This window comes from Paraburkholderia tropica (assembly GCF_014171495.1).
GTDB classification, from domain to species: Bacteria; Pseudomonadota; Gammaproteobacteria; order Burkholderiales; family Burkholderiaceae; genus Paraburkholderia; species Paraburkholderia tropica.
The window spans coordinates 3,039,296-3,064,503 of record NZ_CP049134.1 but is presented as its reverse complement, the minus strand read 5'-3'; the positions used below and the strand labels follow the sequence as shown (position 1 = coordinate 3,064,503).

At 67.4% G+C, this 25,208-nt stretch carries 18 protein-coding genes and 1 riboswitch; of the genes, 15 read left to right on the top strand and 3 right to left on the bottom strand.

The annotated features are described in order from the left end of the window. Window positions 1–236 precede the first annotated feature (236 nt). Window positions 237–1,868, top strand: a complete 1,632-nt coding sequence (locus G5S35_RS13875) for a GMC family oxidoreductase (protein ID WP_183038395.1) — start codon at window positions 237–239, stop codon at window positions 1,866–1,868. 263 nt (window positions 1,869–2,131) lie between these two features. Next, a complete protein-coding gene (locus tag G5S35_RS13870; protein WP_183038394.1) occupies window positions 2,132–3,847 on the top strand; it encodes an OmpA family protein in 1,716 nt (571 codons plus the stop codon). A 92-nt stretch (window positions 3,848–3,939) separates the two neighbouring features. Here G5S35_RS13870 and G5S35_RS13865 read toward each other — a convergent pair whose 3' ends face one another. Next, complete coding sequence (locus G5S35_RS13865; RefSeq protein ID WP_074982785.1) at window positions 3,940–4,884, bottom strand: LysR family transcriptional regulator; 945 nt, start codon at window positions 4,882–4,884, stop codon at window positions 3,940–3,942. Between the two features lie 153 nt (window positions 4,885–5,037). On the opposite strand from G5S35_RS13865, the gene G5S35_RS13860 reads away from it, so the two are divergent. The 13 genes from G5S35_RS13860 (at window position 5,038) to G5S35_RS13800 (ending at window position 21,944) form a co-directional block, all read left to right on the top strand. Next, entirely contained in the window at window positions 5,038–5,499 is a 462-nt protein-coding gene (locus G5S35_RS13860) for a CidA/LrgA family protein (RefSeq protein WP_065065644.1), read from the top strand. A gap of 58 nt (window positions 5,500–5,557) precedes the next feature. Next, window positions 5,558–6,280 carry an LrgB family protein gene (locus tag G5S35_RS13855; RefSeq protein WP_065065645.1) on the top strand — a complete coding sequence of 241 codons (723 nt, stop codon included), beginning with the start codon at window positions 5,558–5,560 and terminating at the stop codon, window positions 6,278–6,280. A 163-nt stretch (window positions 6,281–6,443) separates the two neighbouring features. Continuing rightward, window positions 6,444–7,229 (top strand): glycosyltransferase family 2 protein, encoded by a 786-nt coding sequence (locus tag G5S35_RS13850; RefSeq protein WP_183038393.1) that lies wholly within the window; start codon window positions 6,444–6,446, stop codon window positions 7,227–7,229. A gap of 67 nt (window positions 7,230–7,296) precedes the next feature. After that, window positions 7,297–7,416, top strand: a riboswitch (S-adenosyl-L-homocysteine riboswitch). Window positions 7,417–7,449: 33 nt separating this feature from the next. Continuing rightward, complete coding sequence (ahcY, locus tag G5S35_RS13845; RefSeq protein ID WP_183038392.1) at window positions 7,450–8,868, top strand: adenosylhomocysteinase; 1,419 nt, start codon at window positions 7,450–7,452, stop codon at window positions 8,866–8,868. 182 nt (window positions 8,869–9,050) lie between these two features. Further along, window positions 9,051–9,404, top strand: coding sequence for a phage holin family protein (locus tag G5S35_RS13840; protein WP_065065647.1), 354 nt, complete (start codon window positions 9,051–9,053; stop codon window positions 9,402–9,404). A 96-nt stretch (window positions 9,405–9,500) separates the two neighbouring features. Beyond that, on the top strand, window positions 9,501–10,331 hold the full coding sequence (gene metF, locus G5S35_RS13835; RefSeq protein WP_065065648.1) for a methylenetetrahydrofolate reductase [NAD(P)H]: 831 nt from the start codon (window positions 9,501–9,503) through the stop codon (window positions 10,329–10,331). A 254-nt stretch (window positions 10,332–10,585) separates the two neighbouring features. After that, window positions 10,586–14,497 (top strand): O-linked N-acetylglucosamine transferase family protein, encoded by a 3,912-nt coding sequence (locus G5S35_RS13830; RefSeq protein WP_183038391.1) that lies wholly within the window; start codon window positions 10,586–10,588, stop codon window positions 14,495–14,497. Window positions 14,498–14,796: 299 nt separating this feature from the next. Further along, on the top strand, window positions 14,797–16,431 hold the full coding sequence (locus G5S35_RS13825) for an ABC transporter substrate-binding protein (protein WP_074982778.1): 1,635 nt from the start codon (window positions 14,797–14,799) through the stop codon (window positions 16,429–16,431). 146 nt (window positions 16,432–16,577) lie between these two features. Next, on the top strand, window positions 16,578–17,591 hold the full coding sequence (locus tag G5S35_RS13820; protein WP_065065651.1) for an ABC transporter permease subunit: 1,014 nt from the start codon (window positions 16,578–16,580) through the stop codon (window positions 17,589–17,591). Window positions 17,592–17,642: 51 nt separating this feature from the next. Continuing rightward, window positions 17,643–18,560 (top strand): ABC transporter permease subunit, encoded by a 918-nt coding sequence (locus G5S35_RS13815; protein WP_074982776.1) that lies wholly within the window; start codon window positions 17,643–17,645, stop codon window positions 18,558–18,560. Between the two features lie 84 nt (window positions 18,561–18,644). Beyond that, entirely contained in the window at window positions 18,645–19,664 is a 1,020-nt protein-coding gene (locus G5S35_RS13810; protein WP_074982775.1) for an ABC transporter ATP-binding protein, read from the top strand. Then, on the top strand, window positions 19,661–20,680 hold the full coding sequence (locus G5S35_RS13805; protein ID WP_065065654.1) for a peptide ABC transporter ATP-binding protein: 1,020 nt from the start codon (window positions 19,661–19,663) through the stop codon (window positions 20,678–20,680). The genes G5S35_RS13810 and G5S35_RS13805 overlap by 4 nt, the downstream gene beginning before the upstream one ends. Before the next feature lie 52 nt (window positions 20,681–20,732). Next, the gene (locus G5S35_RS13800; RefSeq protein ID WP_373681626.1) at window positions 20,733–21,944 is read left to right on the top strand and encodes a TraB/GumN family protein; all 1,212 of its coding nucleotides are present in this window, start codon (window positions 20,733–20,735) and stop codon (window positions 21,942–21,944) included. A gap of 262 nt (window positions 21,945–22,206) precedes the next feature. Here G5S35_RS13800 and G5S35_RS13795 read toward each other — a convergent pair whose 3' ends face one another. Further along, the gene (locus G5S35_RS13795) at window positions 22,207–24,102 is read right to left on the bottom strand and encodes a tetratricopeptide repeat protein (RefSeq protein ID WP_183038390.1); all 1,896 of its coding nucleotides are present in this window, start codon (window positions 24,100–24,102) and stop codon (window positions 22,207–22,209) included. 234 nt (window positions 24,103–24,336) lie between these two features. Beyond that, window positions 24,337–25,089 (bottom strand): 5-oxoprolinase subunit PxpA, encoded by a 753-nt coding sequence (gene pxpA / locus G5S35_RS13790; protein WP_065065656.1) that lies wholly within the window; start codon window positions 25,087–25,089, stop codon window positions 24,337–24,339. Window positions 25,090–25,208 lie beyond the last annotated feature (119 nt).

Genomic DNA, 25,208 nt, shown 5'->3' with positions numbered 1-25,208 from the left:
AGGGAACGCTCTGAGATAAAAGCTGACCCCGGTGCCTGACACTTCCTACAATCGGCCACAAACGTGAAATCGAACGAGCGTGCAACTAGGGTGCCTCAAGCGCCGCCCGGCTGCAACGCGAGATAACGCGACGTCCGCGCGACATCCACGAGACATCCACGAGACTGAGAGGCAGCGTCCGCTGCATGGGCTGAAGGCACGCGCGCGAGCGCCGGGCCGGGCCAACAGGAGGAGACATGCAATACGACTACGTGATCGTAGGTGGCGGTTCGGGCGGCGCATCGCTGGCGGGACGCCTCGCCGAACGCTGTCCCGACGCGAGCATCGCACTGATCGAAGCCGGTCCGCACACCGAGCGCAATCTCTTCGTCAACATGCCGATGGGCGTGGCGGCGCTCGTGCCGTTTCGCAACAAAAACAACTACGCCTATCAGACGGTGCCGCAGCCGGGCCTGAACGGACGACGCGGCTACCAGCCGCGCGGCCGCGGCTTCGGCGGCTCCAGCGCCATCAACGCGATGATCTACACGCGCGGCCATCCGCTCGACTACGAAGAATGGGCGCGGCTCGGCTGCACGGGCTGGGCGTGGGACGACGTGCTGCCGTACTTCCTGCGCGCCGAGGACAACGCGCGCGGCGCGAATGCGTGGCACGGCGCGGGCGGCCCGCTCGGCGTGTCCGATCTGCGCGAGCGCAACGCGGTCGCGGAGCGCTTCGTGCAGGCCGCGCTCGAAGCGGGTTTCCCCGCCAACGACGACTTCAACGGCGCGCACCAGGAAGGCGTCGGCTTCTATCAGGTCACGCAGCGCGGCGGCGAGCGCTGCACGGTGGCGCGCGCGTATCTCTATGGGAAGCCGCGCCCGAATCTGCATCTGATCGCCGATGCCACCGTGCTGCGCGTGAGCTTCGACGGCGTGCGCGCGACCGGCGTCGACGTCGTGCGCGCGGGCCGCAGCGAGCGCATCGAGGCGCGCGCCGAGGTGATCCTCGCGGCAGGCGCGTTCAACACGCCGCAACTGTTGATGTGCTCGGGCATCGGGCCGGCCGCGCATCTGCGAGAACATGGCATTGCCGTGCAGCACGACGCGCCGGATGTCGGCCGCAATCTGATCGACCACATCGACTTCACTTATAACAAGCGCGTGCATTCGAGCGAGACCGTCGGTTATTCGCTGCGCGGCGCGGCCAGGATGGTGCCGGGCCTCGTGCGTTATTTGCGCGGGCGACGCGGCATGTTCACGACCAACGTGGCGGAGGCGGGCGGGTTTCTGAAAAGCCGTCCGGAGCTGGAGCGGCCCGATCTGCAACTGCACTTCTGCACCGCGCTCGTCGACGATCACAGCCGCCGCCTGCACTGGGGGCACGGCTATTCGCTGCACGTCTGCGTGCTGCGCCCGGCGAGCCGCGGCACCGTCACGCTCGCGAGCGCCGATGCGCGCGAAGCGCCGGTGATCGATCCACGCTTTCTGTCCGATGCGCGCGACCTCGATCTGCTCGTCGAAGGCACGCGCATCGCGCGGCGCATTCTCGACGCGCCCGCGCTGCTGCGCATGGGCGGGCGCGAGATCTACACGCAGGCGGGGCAGAGCGACGCCGAGCTGCGCGCGACCATCGCCACGCACGCCGATACGATCTATCACCCGGTCGCGACCTGCCGCATGGGCAGCGACGCGCAATCGGTCGTCGACCCGCAGTTGCGCGTGCGCGGCGCGACGCATCTGCGTATCGCCGACGCCTCGGTGATGCCGACGCTCATCGGCGGCAACACCAATGCGCCGACCGTGATGATCGGCGAGCGCGCGGCGGATCTGATCGTCGCGGCCCGACGCGAAAGCGCGTCCACGCACAGCGCGCAAATGACGGCCTGACACGCGCATTCTTTTCGCAAGCGAGCGGTGGTGCGCTCGCTCGGACGAATCTCAAAGCACTCGGAAGACACGCGAAGCCAGCGAGACGCTCGACGTCTCGCTGGCTTTTTCAATTGACGAAAATTGCTTAAAAAGCGTCTTTTTCGTTAAAGATTGTGTGAACTTCGCGGTATCCGCAATTTCGAGATTTCGGAGTCCCTATAATCGCGCGGCACCTTGGGCGTGTCAGTTGGCGCGTCCGCGAACTGGGAGGAACCGCCTCGATGAGCATCAACGTATTTCACCTGCTGGAAACGGTCCTGAGCGACGACGTCGTCCGCAACCTGTCCGGCCGCTTCGGCCTCTCGCCCGATCTCACGCGCAAGGTCACCGGCGCGGTCGCGCCGGCGCTCGTCGCGGCGATCATGCATCGCGGCAGCACCGCCGACGGCGCGCGCAGCCTGTTCTCCACCATCATGTCGCCCGACGTGAACGCGAGCATCGGCAAGCAGTTGCCCGAACTGCTGTCGAGCACCGCGGGCCTGAGCCAGCTCGAAACGCTGGGCCGCGACCTGGTGCAGAAGGCGGCGGGCGTGAACGTCGGCGCACTCGCCGACGCAGTCGCGGCGCAAACGGGCGCGGCGCAATCCACGGCGTTCTCGCTGACCGGCGTGGTCGGCGCGGCGCTGATGGGCATTCTCAAGCAGCACTTCACGTCGTCCCAGGGTTTCGTCGGCCAGTTGCCAACGTTGCTCGGCCATCAACTCTCGTCGGTCAACGCGAGCCTCACCGACCGCCTCGCGAGCGCGGTCGGCCTCGGCAGCGCGGGCGCGTTCGCGGGCTCGGTGCTCATGCGCCTGAAGGACGTGTCGGCGCATCTCGATCATCCGCAGCCGCCGGCTCGTCCGGTGTCGGCGTCGCTGCCGCCGCAGACGATCGGCGACAGCACGCCGCCGATCGTCGTCGAAAAGCGCGGGCATTCGTGGCTCTGGTGGCTGCTCGCCGCGCTCGCACTGATCGTGGCGTTCTTCGCGCTGCGCTCGTGCCATCGCGAGGAACCGGTGCAGGACGATCAGGCGGCCTCGGCGCCCGCGGCGGTCGCGGCTTCGGAAGCCAGCGCGGCCGACAATGCGTCGGCGCCCGCGATCACCTCGGCGGCGTCTGATGCGTCGGCGGCATCGGCGGCCAGCGCTGTTGTTGCGCCCGCGCCCACGCAGGATTCGCATCTCTCGTTCGCGGTCGACAAAAACGGCGTGCCGACGATCACGGCCACGGTCGGCACCGAAGCCGAGAAGGCGCAGCTCGTCGACGCGCTCACGAAGCGGTTCGGCGACGGCAAGTTCAACGCCAACGTGACGGTCGACGCCGCCACGAAGCCCGCCGACTGGCTCGCGCACCTCGACGGCCTGCTGCCGCTGATGGCGCTGCCCGGCGCGGAAGTGAAGATCGACGGCTCGCACGTCGAACTGAGCGGGACTGCCGCCGACGCCAAGCTCGGCTGGCTCGACAAGCTCAAGGCGCTGTTCGGCTCGGGCTTCGACATCGGCGTGTTCAACGTGCAGAAGGCCGTGGCCGACGCCACGCAGTCGTTCCGCGACGCGGTGAAGGGCCTGTTCGTCAGCGACAGCTCGTGCGCGGGCAGCGACGTGGCGAAGGTGCTCAACCTGCAGGTCATCAACTTCAAGACCGCAAGCTCGGTGATTCCGGCCTCGGCCGCGCAGGATCTGCGCGACTCGGCCAAGGCGCTGAAGGCGTGCGCGAAGCAGGGCAAGCCGGTGCAGCTCGAAGTGGCGGGCTATTCGGATAACGTCGGCGTGGCGGCGACCAACCTCGCGCTCTCGAAGCAGCGCGCGCAAGCCGTGCGCACCTTCCTGGTCGCGCAGGGCGTGGCGGGCAGCACGCTCAAGGCCGAAGGTTACGGCGACGCCAATCCGGTCGCCGCGAACGATACCGAAAGCGGCCGCTTCCGTAATCGCCGTATCGAGTTCGTGGCGAAGTAAGCCGCGACGCGTCGGTCAGCGTCATCGGCAACAGCGCAAAAAGCCGTCCGGCGTGAGCCGGGCGGCTTTTTTCATGCTTCGTCCGTTGCGTCTCACCCTTGAGCGGCCGGTTGCTCCAGGCCGGGCGGGCCGACGAAATCGTCGAGGAAATTAGACGGCTTGCCGTACTCCTCGCGCGCCACCGCGAGCCACGCGCGTGCCGCGTGCGAGAGATAGCCGTTGCGCTTCCAGCCGATCGCCATGTCCCAGGTGATGGTCGGCTCGGTCACCGGCAGGCAGGTGAAGCGCGCGGCGTCGAGCCGCCGCACATAAGGCGCGGGCAGCAGCGCGATGCCCACGCCCGCGAGCACGAGCGCCGCCATCAGATCCCAGTGGCCGCTGCGGCCGACGATCTGCGGCGCGAAACCGGCCGTGCGGCAGGCGCTCAGCACGACGTCGTTGAGCGCGAGACTCTCGCCGTAGAACACGAACGGCTCGTTGGCGAGTTCGCCAAGCGGCACGCTGAGCTTGTTGTCCCAGCGCGAGCCGCGCTGCGCGACCAGCCACAGCACCTCGTGCGAGATCGGCAGGAGATCGATCTGCTCGGGATCGACGGGCAGCAGCACGCCGCCCAGTTCGAGTTCGCCTGAAATCAGCGCCGCCTCGATCGCGCGCGAACCCTGCTCGAACAGCTTCAGTTCGATCTTCGGATAGCGTTGACGGAACGCCGCGATCGCGGGCGTGAACAGCGACCCGCCCATCGGCGGAATGCCGATGGTGAGTTCGCCGCGCCCGAGCGTACCGAGATCGGCGAGTTCGGCCTGCAACTGCGCGTGCGCCGCGAGCACGTCCTGGCCGCGCTGATAGACGATGCGACCGGCGTCGGTGAGCACCATCTGGCGCGCGTCGCGCAGCAGCAGCTGGGTGCCGGTTTCGTCTTCGAGCGCTTTCACCATCTTGCTGATGGTCGGCTGCGTGACGTGCATCTGCTCGGCGGCGGCGGTGAAGCTCTGCTGCCGCACCACTTCGATGAAATACCGCAGGGCGCGCAATTCCACGGTTCTGCCTCCTTATACGCTGCAAGTGCGCCGCATGTGCGCACACATCCGGTGCATTCCAAATTCGAATGCAGCGGATAATCGTAAGTCATTATATTTATGCTGCGCTGCACCCTATACTGACTTCCATTCCGATGTCACTTAGGGTTTGCCATGACTGCCTCGACCACTTCCGCACGCGCCCCGCAATCCGGCGGTTTCGCCCGCGTTGGCCGGATCGCGGCGCAGTCCTCGCTGCTCGCCGGCGTCTGGTTTATTGCCGATCAACTCGCGCGCGCCGTGCACCTGCCGGTGCCGGGCGGCGTGGTCGGCCTCGTGCTGCTGCTGGTGCTGCTGTTCTGCGGCGGCGTGGCGCCGCGCTGGGTCAAGGCAGGCGCCGACTGGCTGCTCTCCGACATGCTGCTGTTCTTCATCCCGGCCGCCGTGGCGGCCGTGCAGTACGGCGGACTGTTCCGCGCCGACGGCTGGCGCCTCGCGCTGGTCGTGGTCGGCGGCACGCTGATGGTGATGGTGGCCGTGGCGTTCGCCGTCGAACAGGCCGCGCGCCTCGAACGCCGTCTCGCGCTGCGCCGCGTGCGCCACGTGCGCGATGCGCGTCATCTGGCGCGCGCCTGAGCGCCGCCCGCCATTCCGTTTTCGCTGATTCCGCCCGTCTCCCAAGGATGATTCCGTCATGAACACGTTCTACGCTTCGCTGTTCGCCGACGACGCCTCCCGGCTGATCGCCGCGGGCTGTTTCATCCTCACCGTCGCGCTCTATTTCGCCTCGAAGGCGCTCTACGCGCGCGTGCGCTCGCCGTGGCTCACGCCGCTGCTGGCGGTGCCGGTCGTGCTGGGCGCGATCGTGCTGCTGCTGCATATTCCGTATCCGGTCTACTTTCAGGACACGCGCTGGCTGATGTGGCTGCTCGGGCCCGCCACGGTGGCGTTCGCGGTGCCGATCTACGAATACCGCGCACTGCTCAAGCGCCACTGGATTTCGCTCGCGGTGGGCGTGACGGTCGGCATCATGGTGGCGGTGGGCGGCTCGCTCGCGCTTGCGAAGCTGCTGCATCTTTCGCCCGAACTGCAACGCAGCCTGATGACGCGCTCGGTCTCCACGCCGTTCGCGCTCGCGGTCTCCGACAAGATCCACGCGCCGCGCGATCTCACCGCGCTGTTCGTGATCGCCACCGGCCTCTGCGGCATGCTGTTCGGCGAGCTGGTGCTCGGGCTCGTGCCGCTGCGCACGCGTCTCGCGCGCGGCGCGCTGTTCGGCGCGGCGGCGCATGGCGTGGGCACCGCGAAGGCGCGCGAACTGGGCAGCGAAGAAGGCGTGGTCGCGAGCCTGACGATGATGATCGCGGGCGTGGTGATGGTGCTGCTCGCACCCGCGCTGGGCTTTCTGCCGATCTGAGATCCGGAGCGACGGCGTCGCGCGACACCGCCTTTTCGACCGGCATTTGATCTGCGACGATCCGCACCGCCGCGACGCAAGCGCGCGGCGATCCGCGATTCTGAGACGGGGCTACCATCGCACGATTCCCCGCGTTTTCCGCGGCCAGTACGCGCTGCGTTCCATGTCTGAAATCTCCGTCATCATTCCCTGTTTCAACGGCGCCGCCACGCTGGCGCGCGCGCTCGACAGTTGCCTCGCGCAGCCTGAAGCCACCCGGATTCTCGTCGTCGACGATGCGTCCACCGACGCCTCCGCGTCCATCGTGCGCGTCTACGCGCTGCGCGACGCGCGCGTGCGGCTGCTGCAGATGCCCGGCAACGCCGGTCCGGCCCGCGCGCGCAACTGGGCGGCGCTGAACACCGTCGCGCCGCTGCTCGCCTTTCTCGACGCCGACGACGAATACCTGCCCGGCGCGCTCGCCGCCGCTGGCGCGCATCTCGACGCGCATCCGCACGAAGCGGTGATCCGGCTCGACGTCGATTACGCGGGCTTTCCCGCGCGCCTCACGCGGCATCCCCAATTCGCGGAATTTGCGGCCGTGCTCAGCAACACGGTGCCGAGCAGCCTCGTGATCCGCCGCAACGTGCTGCTCGCGCTCGGCGGTTTTCCCACCGATGAGCTGTTCCGCCGCTACGGCGGCGAGGACGGCGCGCTGTCGTGGTCGCTGCGCGAAATCTTTGGCCAGCGTCGTCTGATCGACGCCAAACGCGTGCGCATGCACTGGCACCCGGGCATCCACGCGGAGCGCTTCTTGAACATCCAGATGGGTTTCACCGAAGCCGATCCGGTCGCCAACGAAGCCACGTTGCGCGCCTCGCGCGCCTGGCTCGACAACGCGCGCGCCAGCGTGCAGCAGTTGCGCGCGCTGCAGATCGCGCCGGATGCACCGGATACGCCCACGCGCTGAGCCGCTCGGATGCGTCCCTGTCTTTCCGATGCGCCGCAGTCATCTCGATTTGCTACAATCACGCCTCGTCTTCGAGGAGCGTTGCGACGGATGTCACCCATCCGCCAGGCTCGGAGGCGCTCAATACGGCCAGCTCATGGTTTTCATGCCACGAACGCACCGCACTGAAAAACGGCGCTCACGTCTTTAATTTCTAGTCACTTTTAGAAAGGAGGGCGTGATGAACGCCGCAATTCCGCAAGATCAAGCCAAGGATTTCATCGTTGCCGACATGTCGCTTGCCGCCTGGGGCCGCAAGGAACTCGACATCGCCGAAACCGAAATGCCCGGCCTCGTGCAAACGCGCGAAGAATACAAGGCGCAGCAGCCGCTGAAGGGCGCGCGCATCGCCGGTTCGCTGCACATGACGATCCAGACGGGCGTGCTGATCGAAACGCTGACGGCACTCGGCGCCGACGTGCGCTGGGCCTCGTGCAACATCTTCTCGACGCAGGACCACGCCGCCGCCGCGATCGCCGCGGGCGGCACGCCGGTGTTCGCATTCAAGGGCGAGTCGCTCGACGAATACTGGGAGTTCTCGCACCGCATCTTCGAATGGCCGAACGGCGAATTCGCCAACATGATCCTCGACGACGGCGGCGACGCCACGTTGCTGCTGATCCTCGGCTCGAAGGCTGAAAAGGACCGCTCGGTCATCGCCAAGCCGACGAACGAAGAAGAAGTCGCGCTGTACAAGTCGATCGAAAAGCACCTCGCGATCGATCCGGCGTGGTACTCGACGCGCCTCGCGCACATCAAGGGCGTGACGGAAGAAACCACCACGGGCGTGCACCGTCTGTACCAGATGGAAAAGGAAGGCCGTCTGCCGTTCCCGGCCATCAACGTCAACGACTCGGTCACGAAGTCGAAGTTCGACAACCTGTACGGCTGCCGCGAGTCGCTCGTCGACGGCATCAAGCGCGCGACCGACGTGATGATCGCGGGCAAGATCGCGGTCGTGGCCGGTTACGGCGACGTGGGCAAGGGCTGCGCGCAATCGCTGCGCGGTCTGGGCGCCACGGTGTGGGTCACGGAAATCGATCCGATCTGCGCGCTGCAAGCCGCGATGGAAGGCTACCGCGTCGTGACGATGGAATACGCCGCCGACAAGGCCGACATCTTCGTGACGGCCACCGGCAACTTCCACGTGATCGGCCATGACCACATGAAGGCGATGCGCCACAACGCGATCGTCTGCAACATCGGTCACTTCGACTCGGAAATCGACGTTGCCTCGACGCGCCAGTACACGTGGGAAAACATCAAGCCGCAAGTCGACCACATCATTTTCCCGGACGGCAAGCGCGTGATCCTGCTGGCCGAAGGCCGCCTCGTGAACCTCGGCTGCGCCACGGGCCACCCGTCGTTCGTGATGTCGAACTCGTTCACGAACCAGACGCTCGCGCAGATCGAACTGTTCTGCGAAGGCCAGAAGTACGAGAACAAGGTCTACGTGCTGCCGAAGCATCTCGACGAAAAGGTCGCGCGTCTGCACCTTGCGCGCATCGGCGCGAACCTGTCGGTGCTGTCGGACGACCAGGCTTCGTACATCGGCGTCGACAAGAACGGTCCGTTCAAGCCGAACCACTATCGCTATTAAGTCGATTCGCGTCGACTCGACGTTGTCTGCTTTGACTGTTACGGGTCGATACAAAACCGCAGCGAGACGGCCCTTATTTTTAAGACGTCTTTAAGCGACCAGCCCGATGCTGTGACTACGCCCGCGCGCGCTCATCGATGCGCGCGGGCGCACCACATAACCACGACGCAAGAGGACTCACCATGACCGTGTTGCTGACCTGGCTGATCAACGCGCTCGCGCTGTTGATCATCACCTGGCTGGTTCCGTCGATCCACGTGCGCAGCTTCGGCACCGCGCTCATCGTGGCGCTGGTGCTCGGCCTGATCAACGCCGTGCTGCGCCCGCTGCTCATCGTCCTCACGCTGCCCGTGACGATCCTCACGCTCGGCCTGTTCATCCTCGTGGTGAACGCGCTGTGCTTCTGGCTCGCCGCGTCGCTGCTCAAGGGCTTCGAGGTGTCGGGCTTCTGGTCGGCGTTCTTCGGCTCGATCCTGTACAGCATCGTGTCGTGGCTGCTGTCGGCGCTGATCTTCGGCAACCGCAGCCTCGGCTGATCGACGCGCAGTTGGCGCGTAGTTGGCGCCCAGTTGACGACGAGTTGACATGTAGTTGACGACCAGGCCGGGGCTCGCCGCCTCGGCCCACTCATCATGAAACCGATCGAACTCTCATTCGAATTCTTCCCGCCGAAGACCCCGGACGGCGTCGAGAAGCTGCGCGCCACGCGCGAACAGCTGCTCGCGTTCAAGCCGCGGTTCGTTTCGGTGACCTTCGGCGCGGGCGGCTCGACGCAACAGGGCACGCTCGACACCGTCGCGGACATCGCCAAACAAGGCGTGGACGCGGCGCCGCACCTCTCGTGCATCGGCGCGACGCGCGACAGCCTGCGCGACATCCTCGCGCAGTACCGCTCGCACGGCATCCGTCACATTGTGGCGCTGCGCGGCGATCTGCCTTCGGGCATGGGCGAGATGGGCGAGCTGCGCTATGCGTCGGATCTCGTCGCGTTCATCCGCGCCGAAACCGGCGACGCGTTCCACATCGAAGTGGCCGCGTATCCCGAATATCACCCGCAGGCGCGCTCGCCGCGTCACGACCTCGAAGCGTTCGCGCAAAAGGTGAAAGCGGGCGCCGATTCGGCGATCACGCAGTACTTCTTCAACGCCGACGCGTATTTCCGTTTCGTCGACGACGCGCGCAAGCTGGGCGTGGACGTGCCGATCGTGCCCGGCATCATGCCGATCACGAACTACTCGCAGCTCATGCGCTTCTCGGAAATGTGCGGCGCGGAAGTGCCGCGCTGGGTCGCGAAGCGTCTGGAAAGCTTCGGCGACGACCGCGAAGCGATCCGCGCCTTCGGCCTCGACGTGGTGACGGACCTGTGCCGCCGCCTCGTCGACGGCGGTGCGCCGGGCCTGCACTTCTACACGCTCAACGCGGCCAACGCGAGCAAGGCGATCTGCGAACGTCTGGGCGTCTGAGCGTCCGAACCGCGCGCCGGGCGGCGCACAGGCGGTGATTCAAGCTGTATCCGCGAACCGCGCGGCGTTCTTTTCGAAGGCGCCGCGCGGTTTTTTCATGGGCGCGCAATCCGGGATGCTGATGTGGGTCAAGTGGTCTGAATCGAGACGGTGCCGATAATTGCCGATTCGCTTTTTCACGCGCCTTCTTCACCTTCTGCCTATCCGTCAGATCGCGCGCCCCGGCTGATGCCGGCGGCGGCAGCCCGTCCATCATGAACCCCGTCGATCTCACCGATCCCGCTTCCGCCGCCGGCACCTTCGCCGACGCCGTCGCGGCCTGGCGCGCAGGCGCGCTCGACGACGCCCACGCGCGCTGCAAGCGCCTGATCGCGGCCAACGCGCAGGACGCCGACGCGCTGCATCTGGCGGGCATCGTCGCCACGCCGGGCGACCGGCTGGCGGCGCGCGCGCTGATCGAGCGCGCGCTCGCTGTGCGCCACGATCCGCATTTCCTCGTGAGCCTCGCGCTCACCTACGATCCGGCGACGCAGACGGCCGACGCGATCGCCGCGCTTGAACGCGCGCTCGCGCTTCAGCCCGACCTCGCGATCGCGCTGAACAATCTCGCCAATCTGTGCGCCCAGCAGGGCGACACGGCGCGCGCGCTGGCCCTGTTCGAACGCGTGCTGACGCTCGCTCCAGATTACGCGGCCGCGCACTACAACTACGGCAGCCTGCTGCTGGGGAGCGGCGAGGCCGCGCGTGCGGAGGCGCCGCTGCGCCGCGCGGTGGCCATCGATCCGGGCAGCGTGAACGCGTGGAACAACCTCGCCAATGTGCTGATCGCGTTGCGTCGCACGGGCGACGCGCTGACTCTGCTGGAGCACGCGCGCACGCTCGCGCCCGATTCGCCCGACGTGCTCACAAATCTCGGCTGCCAGCTGCGCACGATCGGCCGCTACGGCGAGGCGCGCAACGCACTCGCGCGTGCGCTCGAACTTGATCCCGGCAATGCGGCCGCCTGGAACAATCTCGGCAATGTGCACGTCGATCTCGCGCATCTCGACGACGCGCTCGCGCACTTCCTGCGCGCCATCAACATCGACACGCGCTTCGCGAATGCGCACAGCAATCTCGGCAACGTGTTCAAGAGCATGGGCCGCATCGAGGACGCCATCGCCGCCTACCGCCACGCGCTCCGCTGCGAACCGGGCAGTCTGGGCGCGCACAGCAATCTGGTCTACGCGCTGACCTTCGCGAGCGACGACGGTCCTGCGATCCGCGCGGAAACCGAGCGCTTTGCCGCCGCGCACGAGCGCGCGTGGCAGCCTGCGCCGCTGATGCAACTCAAGCCGCACGCCTATGCGAACACGCCGGAGCCGGCGCGGCGGCTGCGTATCGGCTATGTTTCGCCCGATTTCCGCAACCATTGCCAGGCGCTGTTCATGCAGCCGCTGCTCGCGCATCACGACCACGCGGCGTTCGAGATCGTCTGCTATTCGCTCGTTCCGCAGGCCGACGAGGTCACTGCGCGCCTCGCCCGTTACGCCGATCACTGGCGCGACGTCAGCCAGCTCGACGACGAAAGCCTCGCGCAGCAGATTCGTGCCGACCAGATCGACATCCTCGTCGACCTGACGATGCACATGGACGGCGCGCGCCGCCTCGTGTTCGCGCGGCGGCCCGCGCCGGTGCAGGTGGCGTGGCTCGCGTATCCGGGCACGACCGGCAGTCCGGCGATGGACTGGCGGTTCAGCGATCCGTGGCTCGATCCGCGCGACGTACCGAATCTCGACGCGCAGTACACGGAACGCACGCTGCGTCTGCCCGACACGTTCTGGTGCTACGACGCGCAGGCGCCCGGCATCGCGGTGAGCGCGCTGCCAGCACTCTCGGCGTCGCTCATCACGTTTGGCTGTCTCAACAATCCGTGCAAGCTCACCGACGCCACCTTCGCGCTCTGGTCGGGCGTGTTCGCCGCGCTGCGCGAGGCGGGGCAACGCACGCGTCTCGTGCTGATGGCGCCGCCGGGCAGCGCGCGCGAACGCCTGAACGCGCGCCTCGCGGCGCACGGCATCGACCCGGCGCAGGTGAACTACGTGGGCTTCCAGTCGCGCGACGACTATCTGCGCACGTGGTCGCAGATCGATATCGCGCTCGACACCTTTCCGTACAACGGCCACACCACGAGCCTCGACGCATTCTGGATGGGCGTGCCCGTGCCCACGCGCGTGGGCCGCACGGCGCATGCGCGCGCGGGGTTGTCGCTGCTGAGCAATCTGGGCCTGCCGGAACTGGCCGCGCAGAGCAACGCGGAATATGCGGAGATCGTCGTGTCGCTGGCGCGCGATCTACCGCGCCTCGCCGCGTTGCGCGCCGGTCTGCGCGCGCGCATGGAGGCGTCGCCGCTGATGGACGGCGCGCGATTCGCGCGCGGTATGGAAGCGGCGTTCCACGAAATCTGGCGCGACTGGTGCGAGCGCGCGCTGCGCCTCGAAATCGACGCCGCGCCCGGCGAGGCCGTCGCGCACGGCAACCTCGGCGCGCTGCTGGCGGCGGCGGGCCGCTTCGACGAAGCGCAGGCGGCGTTCGAGACGGCGCTCGCGCTCGATCCGGCGTTCGCGGGCGCGTGGCGCAATCTCGGCAATCTGATGCTGCAAACCCGGCGCGGAGACGAGGCGCTCGACGCGTTCGACCGCGCGGTGGCGCTCGCGCCGCCCGACGCGCCCGCGGTCGCCGACATGCACGCGCTGCATGCAGGCGCGCTGCTGCAGGCGGGTGAAACCGCCGCGGCGCTGGCCGCGTTCGAGCGCGCCGTGACGGCCTGTCCGGACGATCTCGGCACGCACAGCGATTACGTCTATGCGCAGCTTTTTTGCCGCGACGATCCGCAGGTCATCCGCACGCAGACGGAGGCGTTCGGCGCGCGTCACGAAGCGCAATATCTGGCGGCATCGGCGGTGGCATCGGTGCCGTTCGCGAACGCGCGCGACGCGACGCGGCGCTTGCGCATCGGCTTCCTCTCGCCGGATTTTCGCGATCATTGCCAGTCGCTGTTCACGCTGCCGTTGTTCGAGCATCTGAATCGCGCCGAAGTCGAAACCTTCTGCTACGCCGATGTGCGCGAGCCCGACGCCGTCACGCAGCGCATCGCCGCGCTCGCCGACCATTGGCGCGACGTGCGCGCGCTCGGCGACGCGCAACTTGCGCAAGCCATCCGCGACGACGGCGTCGATATCCTCGTCGATCTGACGATGCACATGGCGCACGCGCGGCGTCTTGTGTTCGCGCGGCGGCCCGCGCCGGTGCAGGCGGCGTGGCTCGCCTATCCGGGCACGACGGGCAGCGCGGCGATGGACTGGCGGCTCAGCGATCCGTGGCTCGATCCGCGCGACGTGCCGCAAATCGCCGCGCATATAGACACGCATATCGACGCCCGCTACACCGAACGCACGCTGCGTCTGCCCGACACCTTCTGGTGCTACGCGCCGCTCGACGCCGCCGCGCGCGAACTCGCCTGCGGGCCGTTGCCCGCGCTCGCCGGCGGAGCGCTCACGTTCGGCTGCCTCAACAATCCGTGCAAGCTCACCGACGCCACGCTCGCGCTCTGGGGCCGCGTGTTCGCGGCGCTGCGCGAGGCGGGCGAGACGCCGCCGCGCCTCGTGCTGCTGGCGGGCGAAGGCTCGTTGCTGCGGCGTCTCGCGGCGCGGCTGGCGGCGGCGGGCATCGATCCGGCGTGCGTGCGCTTTGTCGGCTATCAAGCGCGCATCGACTATCTGCGCACGTGGTCGCAGATCGACATCGCGCTCGACACCTTCCCGTACAACGGCCACACGACGAGCCTCGATGCGTTCTGGATGGGCGTGCCCGTGCCCACGCGCGTCGGTCGCACGGCGCATGCGCGCGCCGGGTTATCGCTGCTGAGCAATCTGGGGCTGCCGGATCTGGCCGCGCATAGCGACGCGGAATATGCGGAGATCGTCGTGTCGCTGGCGCGCGATCTGCCGCGCCTTTCCGCGCTGCGCGCCGGTCTGCGTGCGCGCATGCAGGCCTCGCCGCTGATGGACGGCGCGCGATTTGCTCGCGGCATGGAAGCCGCGTGGCGCGAGATGTGGCGAGACTGGTGCGCGAGCGACGCCGTCCCGGCGGCGATTCCGTCAGCGGATGCGTCCACATCACCGTGATCGCGGTCGCGCAACGCGTCTTTCGCTCACGTTGAGTCTGCATTAAGCCGCGGCGTGAAATGCGCAAAACAACTAAAAAAGCCCCACGAATGATGATAAAACGACCAAAAGCGTGCAAGAAATCGCCCGGAATGCTTGAGCCGTCGCCACCCCGAGGCTAAGCGAGGCGCTTCGGCGCGCGCCTGTCAAGCGAGCGTTTTCCACGAGCCGTGGGACTTTTTGGCTCGCTTGTGACGGCGTAGAAAGGGCAGGTAAGATCGCGCTACGCTGGCCCCGGCCGGCATTGAACTGGAGGAAACATGAAAGAAAACAAACTGTTGCGTGCTGCACGATTGACGTCTCTCGTCGCGCTCGCAGCGGCATCGATTGCAGGCGCCCCGTTCGCGCACGCCGCGGGCAGCATCCCGAACAAGACGCTCGTCTACTGCTCGGAAGGCAGCCCCGCCGGTTTCGACCCGGCGCAGTACACGACCGGCGTCGACTTCACCGCGAACACGTTCACCGTCTACAACCGTCTCGTCGAATTCGAACGCGGCGGCACCAAGGTCGAACCGGGCCTCGCGCAATCGTGGGATGTTTCCCCTGACGGCAAGACCTACACGTTCCATCTGCGCCATGGCGTGAAATTCCAGACCACGTCGTTCTTCAAGCCCACGCGCGAGTTCAACGCCGACGACGTCGTGTTCACGTTCCAGCGCATGCTCGACCCGAACCAGCCGTTCCGCAAGGCGTACCCGGTGTCGTTCCCGTATTTCACCGACATGGGCCTCGACAAGCTGATCGCCAAGGTCGAAAAGGTCGATCCGTACACCGTGAAGTTCACGCTGAACGAGCCGAACGCGCCGTTCATCCAGAACATGGCGATGGAATTCGCGTCGATTCTCTCGGCCGAATACGCCGACCAGTTGCTCAAGGCCGGCAAGGCCGCCGACATGAACCAGTTCCCGGTCGGCACGGGCCCGTTCATCTTCAAGAGCTACACGAAGGACGCCACGATCCGCTTCGACGGCAATCCGGATTACTGGAAGCCGGGCGCGGTGAAGATCTCGAAGCTGATCTTCTCGATCACGCCGGACGCCAGCGTGCGCGTGCAGAAGCTCAAGCGCGACGAATGTCAGGTGATGAGCTATCCGCGTCCCGCCGACATCGCGCCGCTGAAGGCCGAGCCGAACATCGCCATGCCGTCGCAGCCGGGCTTCAACCTCGGCTACCTGTCGTACACCGTGACGCGCAAGCCGATGGACAAGCTCGAAGTGCGTCAGGCGCTCGACATGGCGATCAACAAGAAGGCGATCATCGAGTCGGTGTATCAGGGCGCGGGCCAGGCGGCGACCAATCCGATGCCGCCGACGCAATGGTCCTACGACAAGTCGCTCAAGGCGCAGCCGTACGATCCGGCGAAGGCCAAGGCGCTGCTCGCGAAGGCCGGTTTCCCGAACGGTTTCGAGATGACGCTGTGGGCGATGCCGGTGCAGCGCCCGTATAACCCGAACGCGCGTCTGATGGCCGAAATGATCCAGGCCGACTGGGCGAAGATCGGCGTGAAGGCGAAGATCGTCACGTACGAGTGGGGCGAGTACATCAAGCGCGCGCACGCGGGCGAGGACGATTCGATGCTGATCGGCTGGACCGGCGACAATGGCGATCCGGACAACTGGCTCGGCACGCTGCTCGGATGCGAAGCCGTGAACGGCAATAACTTCGGCAAGTGGTGCTACAAGCCGTTCGACGACCTGGTCCAGAAGGGCCGTCAGACGTCAGATCAGGCCGAGCGCACGAAGATCTACACGCAGGCGCAGCAGATCTTCGCGCAGCAACTGCCGTTCTCGCCGATCGCCCACTCGACCGTCTATCAGCCGGTCAGCAAGAAGGTAATCGATATGCGCATCGAGCCGCTGGGCTACGCGCGTTTCGACGGCGTGGGCATGCAGTAAAGATCATCGGGTAAGACTTTCCGTTTCCTCGTTTCGCCCGCACACCGGGAAAACAGGCGGAAAATGGTCCGGCGACCGGGGTCACGAGCCCCTGTCGCCGGTTGCGTTTCATTTCAGGCTCATTGAAGTTTTAGGGGGAACACCACATGTTCCGCTTCGTATTGCGCCGCATCGGCATGGTGATTCCGACCTTCATCGGCATCACGATTCTGGCGTTCGCGCTCATTCACCTGATTCCGGGCGACCCCATCGAAGTGATGATGGGCGAGCGCGGCGTCGATCCTCAAATGCACGCCGACGCGATGCACCGCCTCGGGCTCGACGAGCCTCTGCCGATGCAGTATCTGCACTACGTCGGCCACGCGCTGCAAGGCAATCTCGGCACCTCGATCATCACCAACACGAGCGTGATGGGCGAGTTTCTGGCGCGCTTTCCGGCCACCGTCGAACTGTCGATCTGCGCGCTGATCTTCGCGCTCGTGATCGGGCTGCCGGCGGGCGTGTTCGCGGCGCTCAAGCGCGGCACCGTGGTCGATCACGGCGTGATGGGCACGGCGCTCACCGGCTACTCCATGCCGATCTTCTGGTGGGGCCTCATCCTCATCATGGTGTTCTCGTCGAAGCTCGGCTGGACGCCGGTTTCCGGGCGCATCGCGGTGGAATTCGACATTCCGCACGTGACCGGCTTCATGCTGATCGACTCGCTTTTGCCGGGCACCGACGAAGGCTCGTTCAAGTCCGCGCTCTCGCATCTGATCCTGCCCGCGATCGTGCTCGGCACGATTCCGCTCGCGGTGGTCGCGCGCATGACGCGTTCGTCGATGCTCGAAGTGCTGCGCGAGGACTACATCCGCACCGCGCGCGCCAAGGGGCTGTCGCCCATGCGCGTGATCGTCGTGCACGCGCTGCGCAACGCGCTGATTCCCGTCGTGACCGTGATCGGCCTGCAGGTCGGCACGCTGCTCGCGGGCGCGGTGCTCACCGAAACGCTGTTCTCCTGGCCCGGAATCGGCAAATGGCTGATCGACGCGATCAGCCGCCGCGATTATCCGGTGGTGCAGGGCGGCATTCTCATGATCGCGACGCTCGTGATCCTCGTGAATCTGGTCGTCGATCTGCTGTACGGCGTGCTGAATCCGCGCATTCGCCATACGAGGTAAGCCGCACATGAACAAGACCACCCCACAACACAATCGAAACGAGGAGGCGTGATGGCTGACATTCAGAACACCGCGCCGCGCGCGGTCACGCCGCCTTCGGGACGCGCGCTCGTGCTGCGCGAATTCTGGGCGAACTTCTCGCGCAACAAGGGCGCCGTCGGCGCGGGCGTGATCGTCCTGCTGCTGGTTTTCGTGGCGATCTTCGCGCCGCTGATCGCGCCGCACAGCCCGATCGAGCAATACCGCGACTACGTGAAGATTCCGCCCGCCTGGCTCGACGGCGGCAACTGGAAGTTCGTTCTCGGCACCGACGAAGCGGGCCGCGACATTCTCTCGCGCCTGATGTTCGGCGCGCGCCTGTCGCTGTGGATCGGCTGCGTGTCGGTCGTGCTCGCGCTGATTCCGGGCATCGTGCTCGGGCTCGTCGCCGCGTTCTTCGAGAAATGGGCCGACACGCCGATCATGCGCCTCATGGACGTGCTGCTCGCGCTGCCTTCGCTGCTGCTCGCGGTGGCCGTGGTGGCGATCATCGGTCCGGGCCTCACCAACACCATGCTCGCGATCGCGATCGTGGCGCTGCCCGGCTACGTGCGGCTCACGCGCGGCTCGGCGCTCGGCGAACTGCACAAGGAATACGTAACCGCCTCGCGCGTGGCGGGGGCGGGCACGCTGCGGCTGATGTTCTCGCAGGTGCTGCCCAACTGCACCGCGCCGCTGATCGTGCAGGCCACGCTCGGTTTCAGCTCGGCGATTCTCGACGCGGCCGCGCTCGGCTTTCTCGGCCTCGGCGTGCAGCCGCCCGCCGCGGAGTGGGGCGCGATGCTCGCCTCGGCGCGCGACTACATCGACAGCGCATGGTGGATCGTCACGATGCCCGGCCTCTCGATTCTGATCTCGGTGCTCGCAATCAACCTGCTCGGCGACGGGCTGCGCGACGCACTCGATCCCAAGCTGAAGCGGATGGCCTGACATGAAAACGACCCCCACACTCCCTTCGGTCGTTGCCCCCCGAGGGGGCGTCAGTCCTCTTGGGGCGGCCCGGCGAGGCCTGACATGACCCAAGAACTTCTTACCATCCGCAATCTGGCCGTGAATTTCAACGGCCTGCCCGCCGTCGACCGCGTGAATCTGTCCGTGGCGCCGGGCGAAGTGCTTGGCATCGTCGGCGAATCGGGTTCGGGCAAAAGCGTGACGATGATGGCGCTGATGGGCCTGATCGACGCGCCCGGCAAGGTCACGGCCGATTCGATCACCTTCGACGGCCGCGATCTGCTCAACGCGACCGGCAAGGAGCGCCGCCGCATCGTCGGCAAGGACATCGCGATGGTGTTCCAGGATGCGCTCACGAGCCTGAATCCGAGCTACACGGTCGGCTATCAGATCAAGGAAGTGCTCAAGCTGCACGAAGGTCTGCGCGGCTCGGCGCTGCATGCGCGTGCGCTCGAACTGCTCGACCAGGTGGGCATTCCCGACGCGAAGAACCGCATCGACAACTTCCCGCACCAGATGTCGGGCGGCATGAACCAGCGCGTGATGATCGCGATGGCGGTGGCCTGCAATCCGAAGCTGCTGATCGCCGACGAACCCACCACGGCGCTGGACGTGACGATTCAGGCGCAGATCATGGAACTGCTCGTGCGTCTGCAGAAAGAGCGGGGCATGGCGCTCGTGCTGATCTCGCACGATCTGGCCGTGGTCTCCGAAGTCGCGCAGCGCGTGGCCGTGATGTATGCGGGCGAGATCATCGAGACGAACCGCGTGCCGGATATCTTCGCGCGTGCGCATCATCCGTACACGGAGGCGTTGCTCGCCGCGATTCCCGAGCACAACCAGGGCGCGGCGCGTCTGGCCGCGCTGCCGGGCATGGTGCCGGGCCGTGACGACCGCCCGAGCGGGTGCCTGTTCGCGCCGCGCTGCAAGTACGTGATCGACGACTGCAACAAGGCGCGCCCCGCGCTCGCCGAGGTCGCCGATGAAAGCGGCTGCGCGCGCGTGCGCTGCATCAAACCGCTGAACGTGCAGGGCGTGACGGCCGCTCAGGCGATGAACCACACGAACGGAGGCGCGCGATGAACGCAGTCCAGAAACCCGCGCCCGACGACAAGGTGCTCGTCGCCGAGGATCTCAAGAAGCATTACAGCGTCAAGCGCGGCATGTTCGGCACGGGCACCGTGAAGGCGCTCAACGGCGTGTCGTTCTCGCTCTCGCGCGGGCGTACGCTCGCGGTGGTGGGCGAGTCGGGCTGCGGCAAGTCCACGCTCGCGCGCCAGCTCACGATGATCGAGCCGCCCACCTCGGGCAAGCTCACGATCGACGGCGAGGACGTGGCCAGTGCGAACAGCGAGAAGATCGCCGCGCTGCGCCGCCGCGTGCAGATGGTGTTCCAGAACCCGTTCGCCTCGCTCAATCCGCGCAAGACCGTCGAGCAGACGCTCGGCGAACCGCTCGCGATCAACACGAAACTCACCGCCAGCGAGCGCGCGGACCGCATCGCGCACATGATGCGCATCGTCGGCTTGCGGCCCGAGCACGCCAAGCGTTATCCGCATATGTTTTCGGGCGGGCAGCGCCAGCGTGTCGCGATCGCGCGCGCGATGATTCTCGATCCGCAGATCGTGGTCGCCGACGAGCCGGTGTCGGCGCTCGACGTCTCGATCCAGGCGCAGATTCTCAATCTGTTCATGGATTTGCAGGAGCAGTTCCGCACCAGCTACGTGTTCATCTCGCACAATCTGGCGGTGGTCGAGCATATCGCCGACGACGTGATGGTGATGTACCTCGGCGGCGTGGCGGAACTCGGCGACAAGGCCACGGTGATCGGCCGGCCGCGCCATCCGTACACGCGCTCGCTGCTCTCGGCGACGCCCGCGATCTTCGAGGCGGACCGCCGCGTGAAGATCAAGCTGGAGGGCGAACTGCCTTCGCCGCTCAATCCGCCGTCGGGCTGCACGTTCCATCAGCGCTGCCCTTACGCGATCGAGCGGTGCCGTCAGGAAGTGCCGCAACTTCGCGAAGTTGATGGGCGTCAGGTATCCTGCCATCGTGCGGAAGAGGTGGGGGAAATGGATGGGAGCAGCAGTTCGGCCTGATACAGCGGTGGCGCGCCGTCTGGCGCGCGCGCTTTCAGGCGGCTGCTCCGCCATGTCGATGACGACGCGCGCGCGCCGGCAAGCGCGCGCGCAGTGGCTGGCGAGGAGGGCTCGCGCGGGTTTGCGGATGGTTTTTCGCTCGGTGTGGTGGTGTGCGGGTCCGATGGACGGGCGGCGCGCATCGTGGCGGGGTCTCGCGCGTGCGGCAATGGGCGCGGCGCTGGCGCTGGCGGTCGTGCTCGGCTCGTATGCGGGCGATGCGCTCGCGGCGGGCGCCGCCGCCAATACTGCCGGCGCGCCCAACGTGCGTCCGCCCATTTCCGGCTCCCGCCTGCCGTCGGGCGGCGGCCTGCCCGGCTTCCATTCGCCGCCCGCCGTGCCGAGCTACGCGTCGGGCACGACCGCCGGCGGCCCGGTGCGCACGCGGCCCGCGCGCATGCCGTTCTATGTCGCCACGCGCGGCAGCACCACCATCTATCTGCTCGGCACGCTCCATGTGGGCGATCCGGTCGACTATCCGCCCGGCCAGCCGTTTCGCGCGCCGATTCTCGCGGCGCTCAACGCCTCGCCCACGCTCGCGCTGGAACTCTCCCCCGACGATCTGCTCGTCTCGCAGGACGACGTCTCGAAGTACGGCGTCTGCCGCAAGCCCTGTCTCGAACAGTTGCTGCCCGACCCGCTGTGGCTGAAACTCGCGGCGCGCATGCGCGGCAATCCCGAGGCGCTGGCGGAAATCCGCAAGATGAAACCGTGGCTCGCCTCGCTGCTGGTCGAAACCTACGATTCGCTGAGCGCCGGGCTGCAAACCGAATACGGCACCGAGGCGCAATTGCAGAACGTGTTTTTGCGTCTGAAGGGGCGGCGCATCGTCGGGCTGGAGACGCTGTCGGAGCAGATGCGCGCGTTCACGAACCTGAACCTCGCGCAGCAGCGCGAGATGCTGGCGCAGGATCTCGCGCAGACGCCCGCGCAGAACGTCGCCGACGTGCAGACGCTGCTGCGCCTCTGGCGCGTGGGCGACGCCGACGCCATCGCCGCGTGGGATGCGGCGCGCACCGAAAAGCTGTCGCGCGACTGGCGCGTGGCGGCTTCGGTGGACAACCGCATCGTCTACGAGCGCAACCGGCGCTTCGTCTCGCGGATGCAGCAGTACGCCGCGCCGAACAAGCCGCTGTTCGTGGCGATCGGCGCGCTGCATCTGGGCGGGCGCAAGGGCGTGTTGCAGTTGCTGCGTCAGCGCGGGTTTACGGTGGATCCGGGGTGAGCGTGGGCGGTACGGCGGGGTTGTCCATCTGATCGACGAGATCGCCGCTTGCGGTGTTGGCGGTGCTTTCACCGGCGACGGCGCGGACGCGCGCCCGCTTTCGTGCCGGCTTGTGTCCCGGCTTGCGCTCTGCCTGCGGCTGCGGCGTGACGGCGCTTTCCTTCTCCGCTGTCTCCAGCTTCCGCGCGACCGGCCGCGACTTCGCGCGTACCCGCGTCGGCGCGGCGGCGAGCGCTTCGCGGACCTCGTCGATGGCCTCGCGTCAGTCGCCCACCTCGCGCTGACGGAACAGACGCGCCGTCGGATACCACGGCGAATCGGCGCGATGCTCCAGCCAGCGCCACTCGCCGTTCGCGGGCACCAGCACCCAGACCGGCTTGCCGAGCGCGCCTGCCAGATGGGCGACCGACGTATCCACGGCGATCACGAGATCGAGATTCATGATGAGCGCGGCGGTATCGGCGAAATCGTGCAGATCGTCGCTGAAATCGTGGATCACGGTGTTCGAGGCGGAATCGGCGGCATTGGCGGGATCGGCGAGCGCGCTCAACTGGGCGCGCGCCGCCTCGCCCTTTTGCAGCGAGAACCAGCTGACGTGCGCGAGCGCGAACCAGTCGCGCAGCGCCGCGAGCGGCAGCGAGCGGTTGCGGTCGTTGTAGAAGCCCGGATTGCCCGCCCACACGAGTCCGACGCAGCGATGCCCTGCGGGTTTGCGCGCTGTCGCCGCCTGCCCGGCCTTAGCCGTGGACAAGCTCTTGCCCGCGCGCCGCGCAAGATCGGCCTGCATGGCCGCCTGCACACGCGCACGCCACGCCGCGACTTCCGTCTTGCGCGCGAACAGATACGGCACCGTGGCCGGAATCGTGTCGAGCGTCGTGCCGACCACGGGCGGCACGCTCATCATGTAGATCCAGTAGTCGTAGCCGCCCGACGGCGTGCCGCTCCACGCGCGATGCACGCCCGGCGCCGATTGCGCGAGCCACAGCAGCGCGCGCGGCACGCAGACGTCCACGCTCGCGCCGCGCGCGGCGATCTCGGCGGCGTAGCGCACGAACTGGATCTGGTCGCCGAAACCCTGTTCGTGCACCAGCAGCACGCGCTTGCCCGCCAAGGGTTCGCCGCGCCATTCGGGCATGCCGTCGACGTCGAAGGGCGCGTAGTCGGCGGCGCGCCAGCGTCGCGCATAGGCCGCCCAGCCTTCGCGATACTGGCCGCGCTTGAGCTTGAGCCAGACGAGGTTCTGTTGCGCGTTGGCATGCTCGGGATCGAGCGCCAGCGCGCGCAGATAGTACGGCTCCTCTTCGTCGTTGCGGCCCTGCGCGCCCAGCGCGGCGCCGAGGCAGACGAGATTGGCCGGATTCGGCTCCAGCGCCACCGCATGGCGGTAACACTTTTCGGCGCTGCGGTAGTCGCCCGTGCCGCCGAGCAGCGTGCCGAGGTTCACCCACGCCGCCGCGTAAGCCGGATGCAGTTCGAGCGCGCGCAGATAGCCGGCGATGGCGGCGGGCTCGTCGCCCAGCGCATTCAGCGCGTTGGCCAGATTGAAGTGGATGCCCGCGTCGCCTGGCGTGAGCGCGAGCGCCGCGCGATAGCTCGCGACGGCCTCGCCGTGACGGCCGAGCGCGGCGAGCGCGCTGCCGAGATTCACGTGCGCGTCGACATAATCCGGCGCGAGCGCCAGCGCCGCGCGTCCGTGCTCGACGGCGGCCGCGAGATCCCGCTGATCGCCCCGATCGCGCAGGACGAGCGCGAGATGGCTGTGCGCTTCGGCGAGCGACGGATCGAGCCGCAGCGCCTCGCGCAGGCTGCGCAGCGCCTCGGCGCTGTCGCCCAGCGCGTGCGCCGCGAGCGCGCGGTTGCTCCAGCAGATCGCGTCGCCGCCGGCGTGGGCGAGCGCGCGGTCCATCAGCAGCAGCGCGCCGCGATGGTCGCCGAGCTGATGGCGCGCGACGCCCCAGTAATGCAGCGCCGCCGCATGCGTGGCATCTGCGGCGACGAGCGCCATGTAGCGCGACTGTGCGGCGTCCAGATGGCCGGCGCGGTGGGCGTCGAGTGCGGCGGCGAAGCTGGCGGCGGGATCGGTTATCTGCGGCGGCGAAGCATCGGGGACGTTGGCGGGCTGCCGGGCGTCGGGATCGGGCGGGGGCGTCGGGGACATGGAAGGGGGCGGGGGCGGGGCCGCGGCGCGAATCCGTGAACCCACCGTGATCGTGAAGGGAGGAACCGTGAAAGTTAGCGGCCCGTGCCCTGCGCGACGATCAGAAAACTCCCAAAGCAGCGCGGCGAATCGTCAAGAAGCGTGACGGGTCACGGTTCGTTTTCTCCTGCCCGGACGATGCCCGCGCCACGCAGCGCCACGCCCGCGCCGCCATCCGCGCTTTGTCGTCGCGCCTCAGGCCTGTGCACCCGCCGCGCGCACGCCGATGCCCGCTTCGTCGAGCGCTGCGCGGATGCGCCGCGCGAATTCGAGCGCGTGCGGCCCGTCGCCGTGCAGGCAGATAGTCTGGGCGTTGAGCGGCACCCACGCGCCGTCGACGGCCTGCACGCGCTGCTCACGGATCATCGCGAGCGTGCGGGCGAGCACGGTGCTTTCGTCGTCGAGCAGCGCGCCCGGCTCGCTGCGCGGCACGAGCGAGCCGTCGGCGCGATAGCCGCGGTCCGCGAACACTTCCTCCACGGCCACGAGGCCCGCTTCGCGCGCGGCCGCCACGAGCCCGCTGCCCGCGAGCGCGAACACCGTCACCGAGGGATCGAAGTCGTGCACGGCGGACACGATCGCGTCGGCGATCTTCGCGTCGCGCGCGGCCTGGTTGTAGAGCGCGCCGTGCGGCTTGACGTGCGCGATGCGTCCGCCTTCGGCCTGCGCGATCGCCGACAGCGCGCCCAGCTGATACAGCACGCCCGCGTAGATGTCCCCGGCGGGCAGATCCATTTCCTTGCGGCCGAAGTTCTCGGGATCGTTGAAACTCGGGTGCGCGCCGATCGACACGCCTTTCTCCACGGCCCAGCGCACGCATTCGCGCATGGCGTTGGCGCCGCCCGCGTGCCAGCCGCACGCGATGTTGGCCGAGCTCACGAGGTCGAGCAGCGCCTCGTCGGAACCGCAGCCTTCGCCGAGATCGGCGTTCAGATCGATGGTCGTCATGGTGATTCTCTCCGTGTTGCCTCACGTCCGCGTCGCGCGCGGGCGTGTCGTTGCCTGGTGCGGGGTGCTGCTTTGCCTTGCCTGTCGATGCGTGTCGATGTGTGTTGTCGCGTGTCGCT

Excerpts from the sequence above, each read along its gene's own strand:
- G5S35_RS13875 (WP_183038395.1), top strand. The coding sequence starts at position 237 with ATGCAATACGACTACGTGATCGTAGGTGGCGGTTCGGGCGGCGCATCG.
- G5S35_RS13870 (WP_183038394.1), top strand. The coding sequence starts at position 2,132 with ATGAGCATCAACGTATTTCACCTGCTGGAAACGGTCCTGAGCGACGAC.
- G5S35_RS13860 (WP_065065644.1), top strand. The coding sequence starts at position 5,038 with ATGACTGCCTCGACCACTTCCGCACGCGCCCCGCAATCCGGCGGTTTC.
- G5S35_RS13855 (WP_065065645.1), top strand. The coding sequence starts at position 5,558 with ATGAACACGTTCTACGCTTCGCTGTTCGCCGACGACGCCTCCCGGCTG.
- G5S35_RS13850 (WP_183038393.1), top strand. The coding sequence starts at position 6,444 with ATGTCTGAAATCTCCGTCATCATTCCCTGTTTCAACGGCGCCGCCACG.
- ahcY (WP_183038392.1), top strand. The coding sequence starts at position 7,450 with ATGAACGCCGCAATTCCGCAAGATCAAGCCAAGGATTTCATCGTTGCC.
- G5S35_RS13840 (WP_065065647.1), top strand. The coding sequence starts at position 9,051 with ATGACCGTGTTGCTGACCTGGCTGATCAACGCGCTCGCGCTGTTGATC.
- metF (WP_065065648.1), top strand. The coding sequence starts at position 9,501 with ATGAAACCGATCGAACTCTCATTCGAATTCTTCCCGCCGAAGACCCCG.
- G5S35_RS13830 (WP_183038391.1), top strand. The coding sequence starts at position 10,586 with ATGAACCCCGTCGATCTCACCGATCCCGCTTCCGCCGCCGGCACCTTC.
- G5S35_RS13825 (WP_074982778.1), top strand. The coding sequence starts at position 14,797 with ATGAAAGAAAACAAACTGTTGCGTGCTGCACGATTGACGTCTCTCGTC.
- G5S35_RS13820 (WP_065065651.1), top strand. The coding sequence starts at position 16,578 with ATGTTCCGCTTCGTATTGCGCCGCATCGGCATGGTGATTCCGACCTTC.
- G5S35_RS13815 (WP_074982776.1), top strand. The coding sequence starts at position 17,643 with ATGGCTGACATTCAGAACACCGCGCCGCGCGCGGTCACGCCGCCTTCG.
- G5S35_RS13810 (WP_074982775.1), top strand. The coding sequence starts at position 18,645 with ATGACCCAAGAACTTCTTACCATCCGCAATCTGGCCGTGAATTTCAAC.
- G5S35_RS13805 (WP_065065654.1), top strand. The coding sequence starts at position 19,661 with ATGAACGCAGTCCAGAAACCCGCGCCCGACGACAAGGTGCTCGTCGCC.
- G5S35_RS13800 (WP_373681626.1), top strand. The coding sequence starts at position 20,733 with ATGTCGATGACGACGCGCGCGCGCCGGCAAGCGCGCGCGCAGTGGCTG.
- G5S35_RS13795 (WP_183038390.1), bottom strand. The coding sequence starts at position 24,102 with ATGTCCCCGACGCCCCCGCCCGATCCCGACGCCCGGCAGCCCGCCAAC.
- pxpA (WP_065065656.1), bottom strand. The coding sequence starts at position 25,089 with ATGACGACCATCGATCTGAACGCCGATCTCGGCGAAGGCTGCGGTTCC.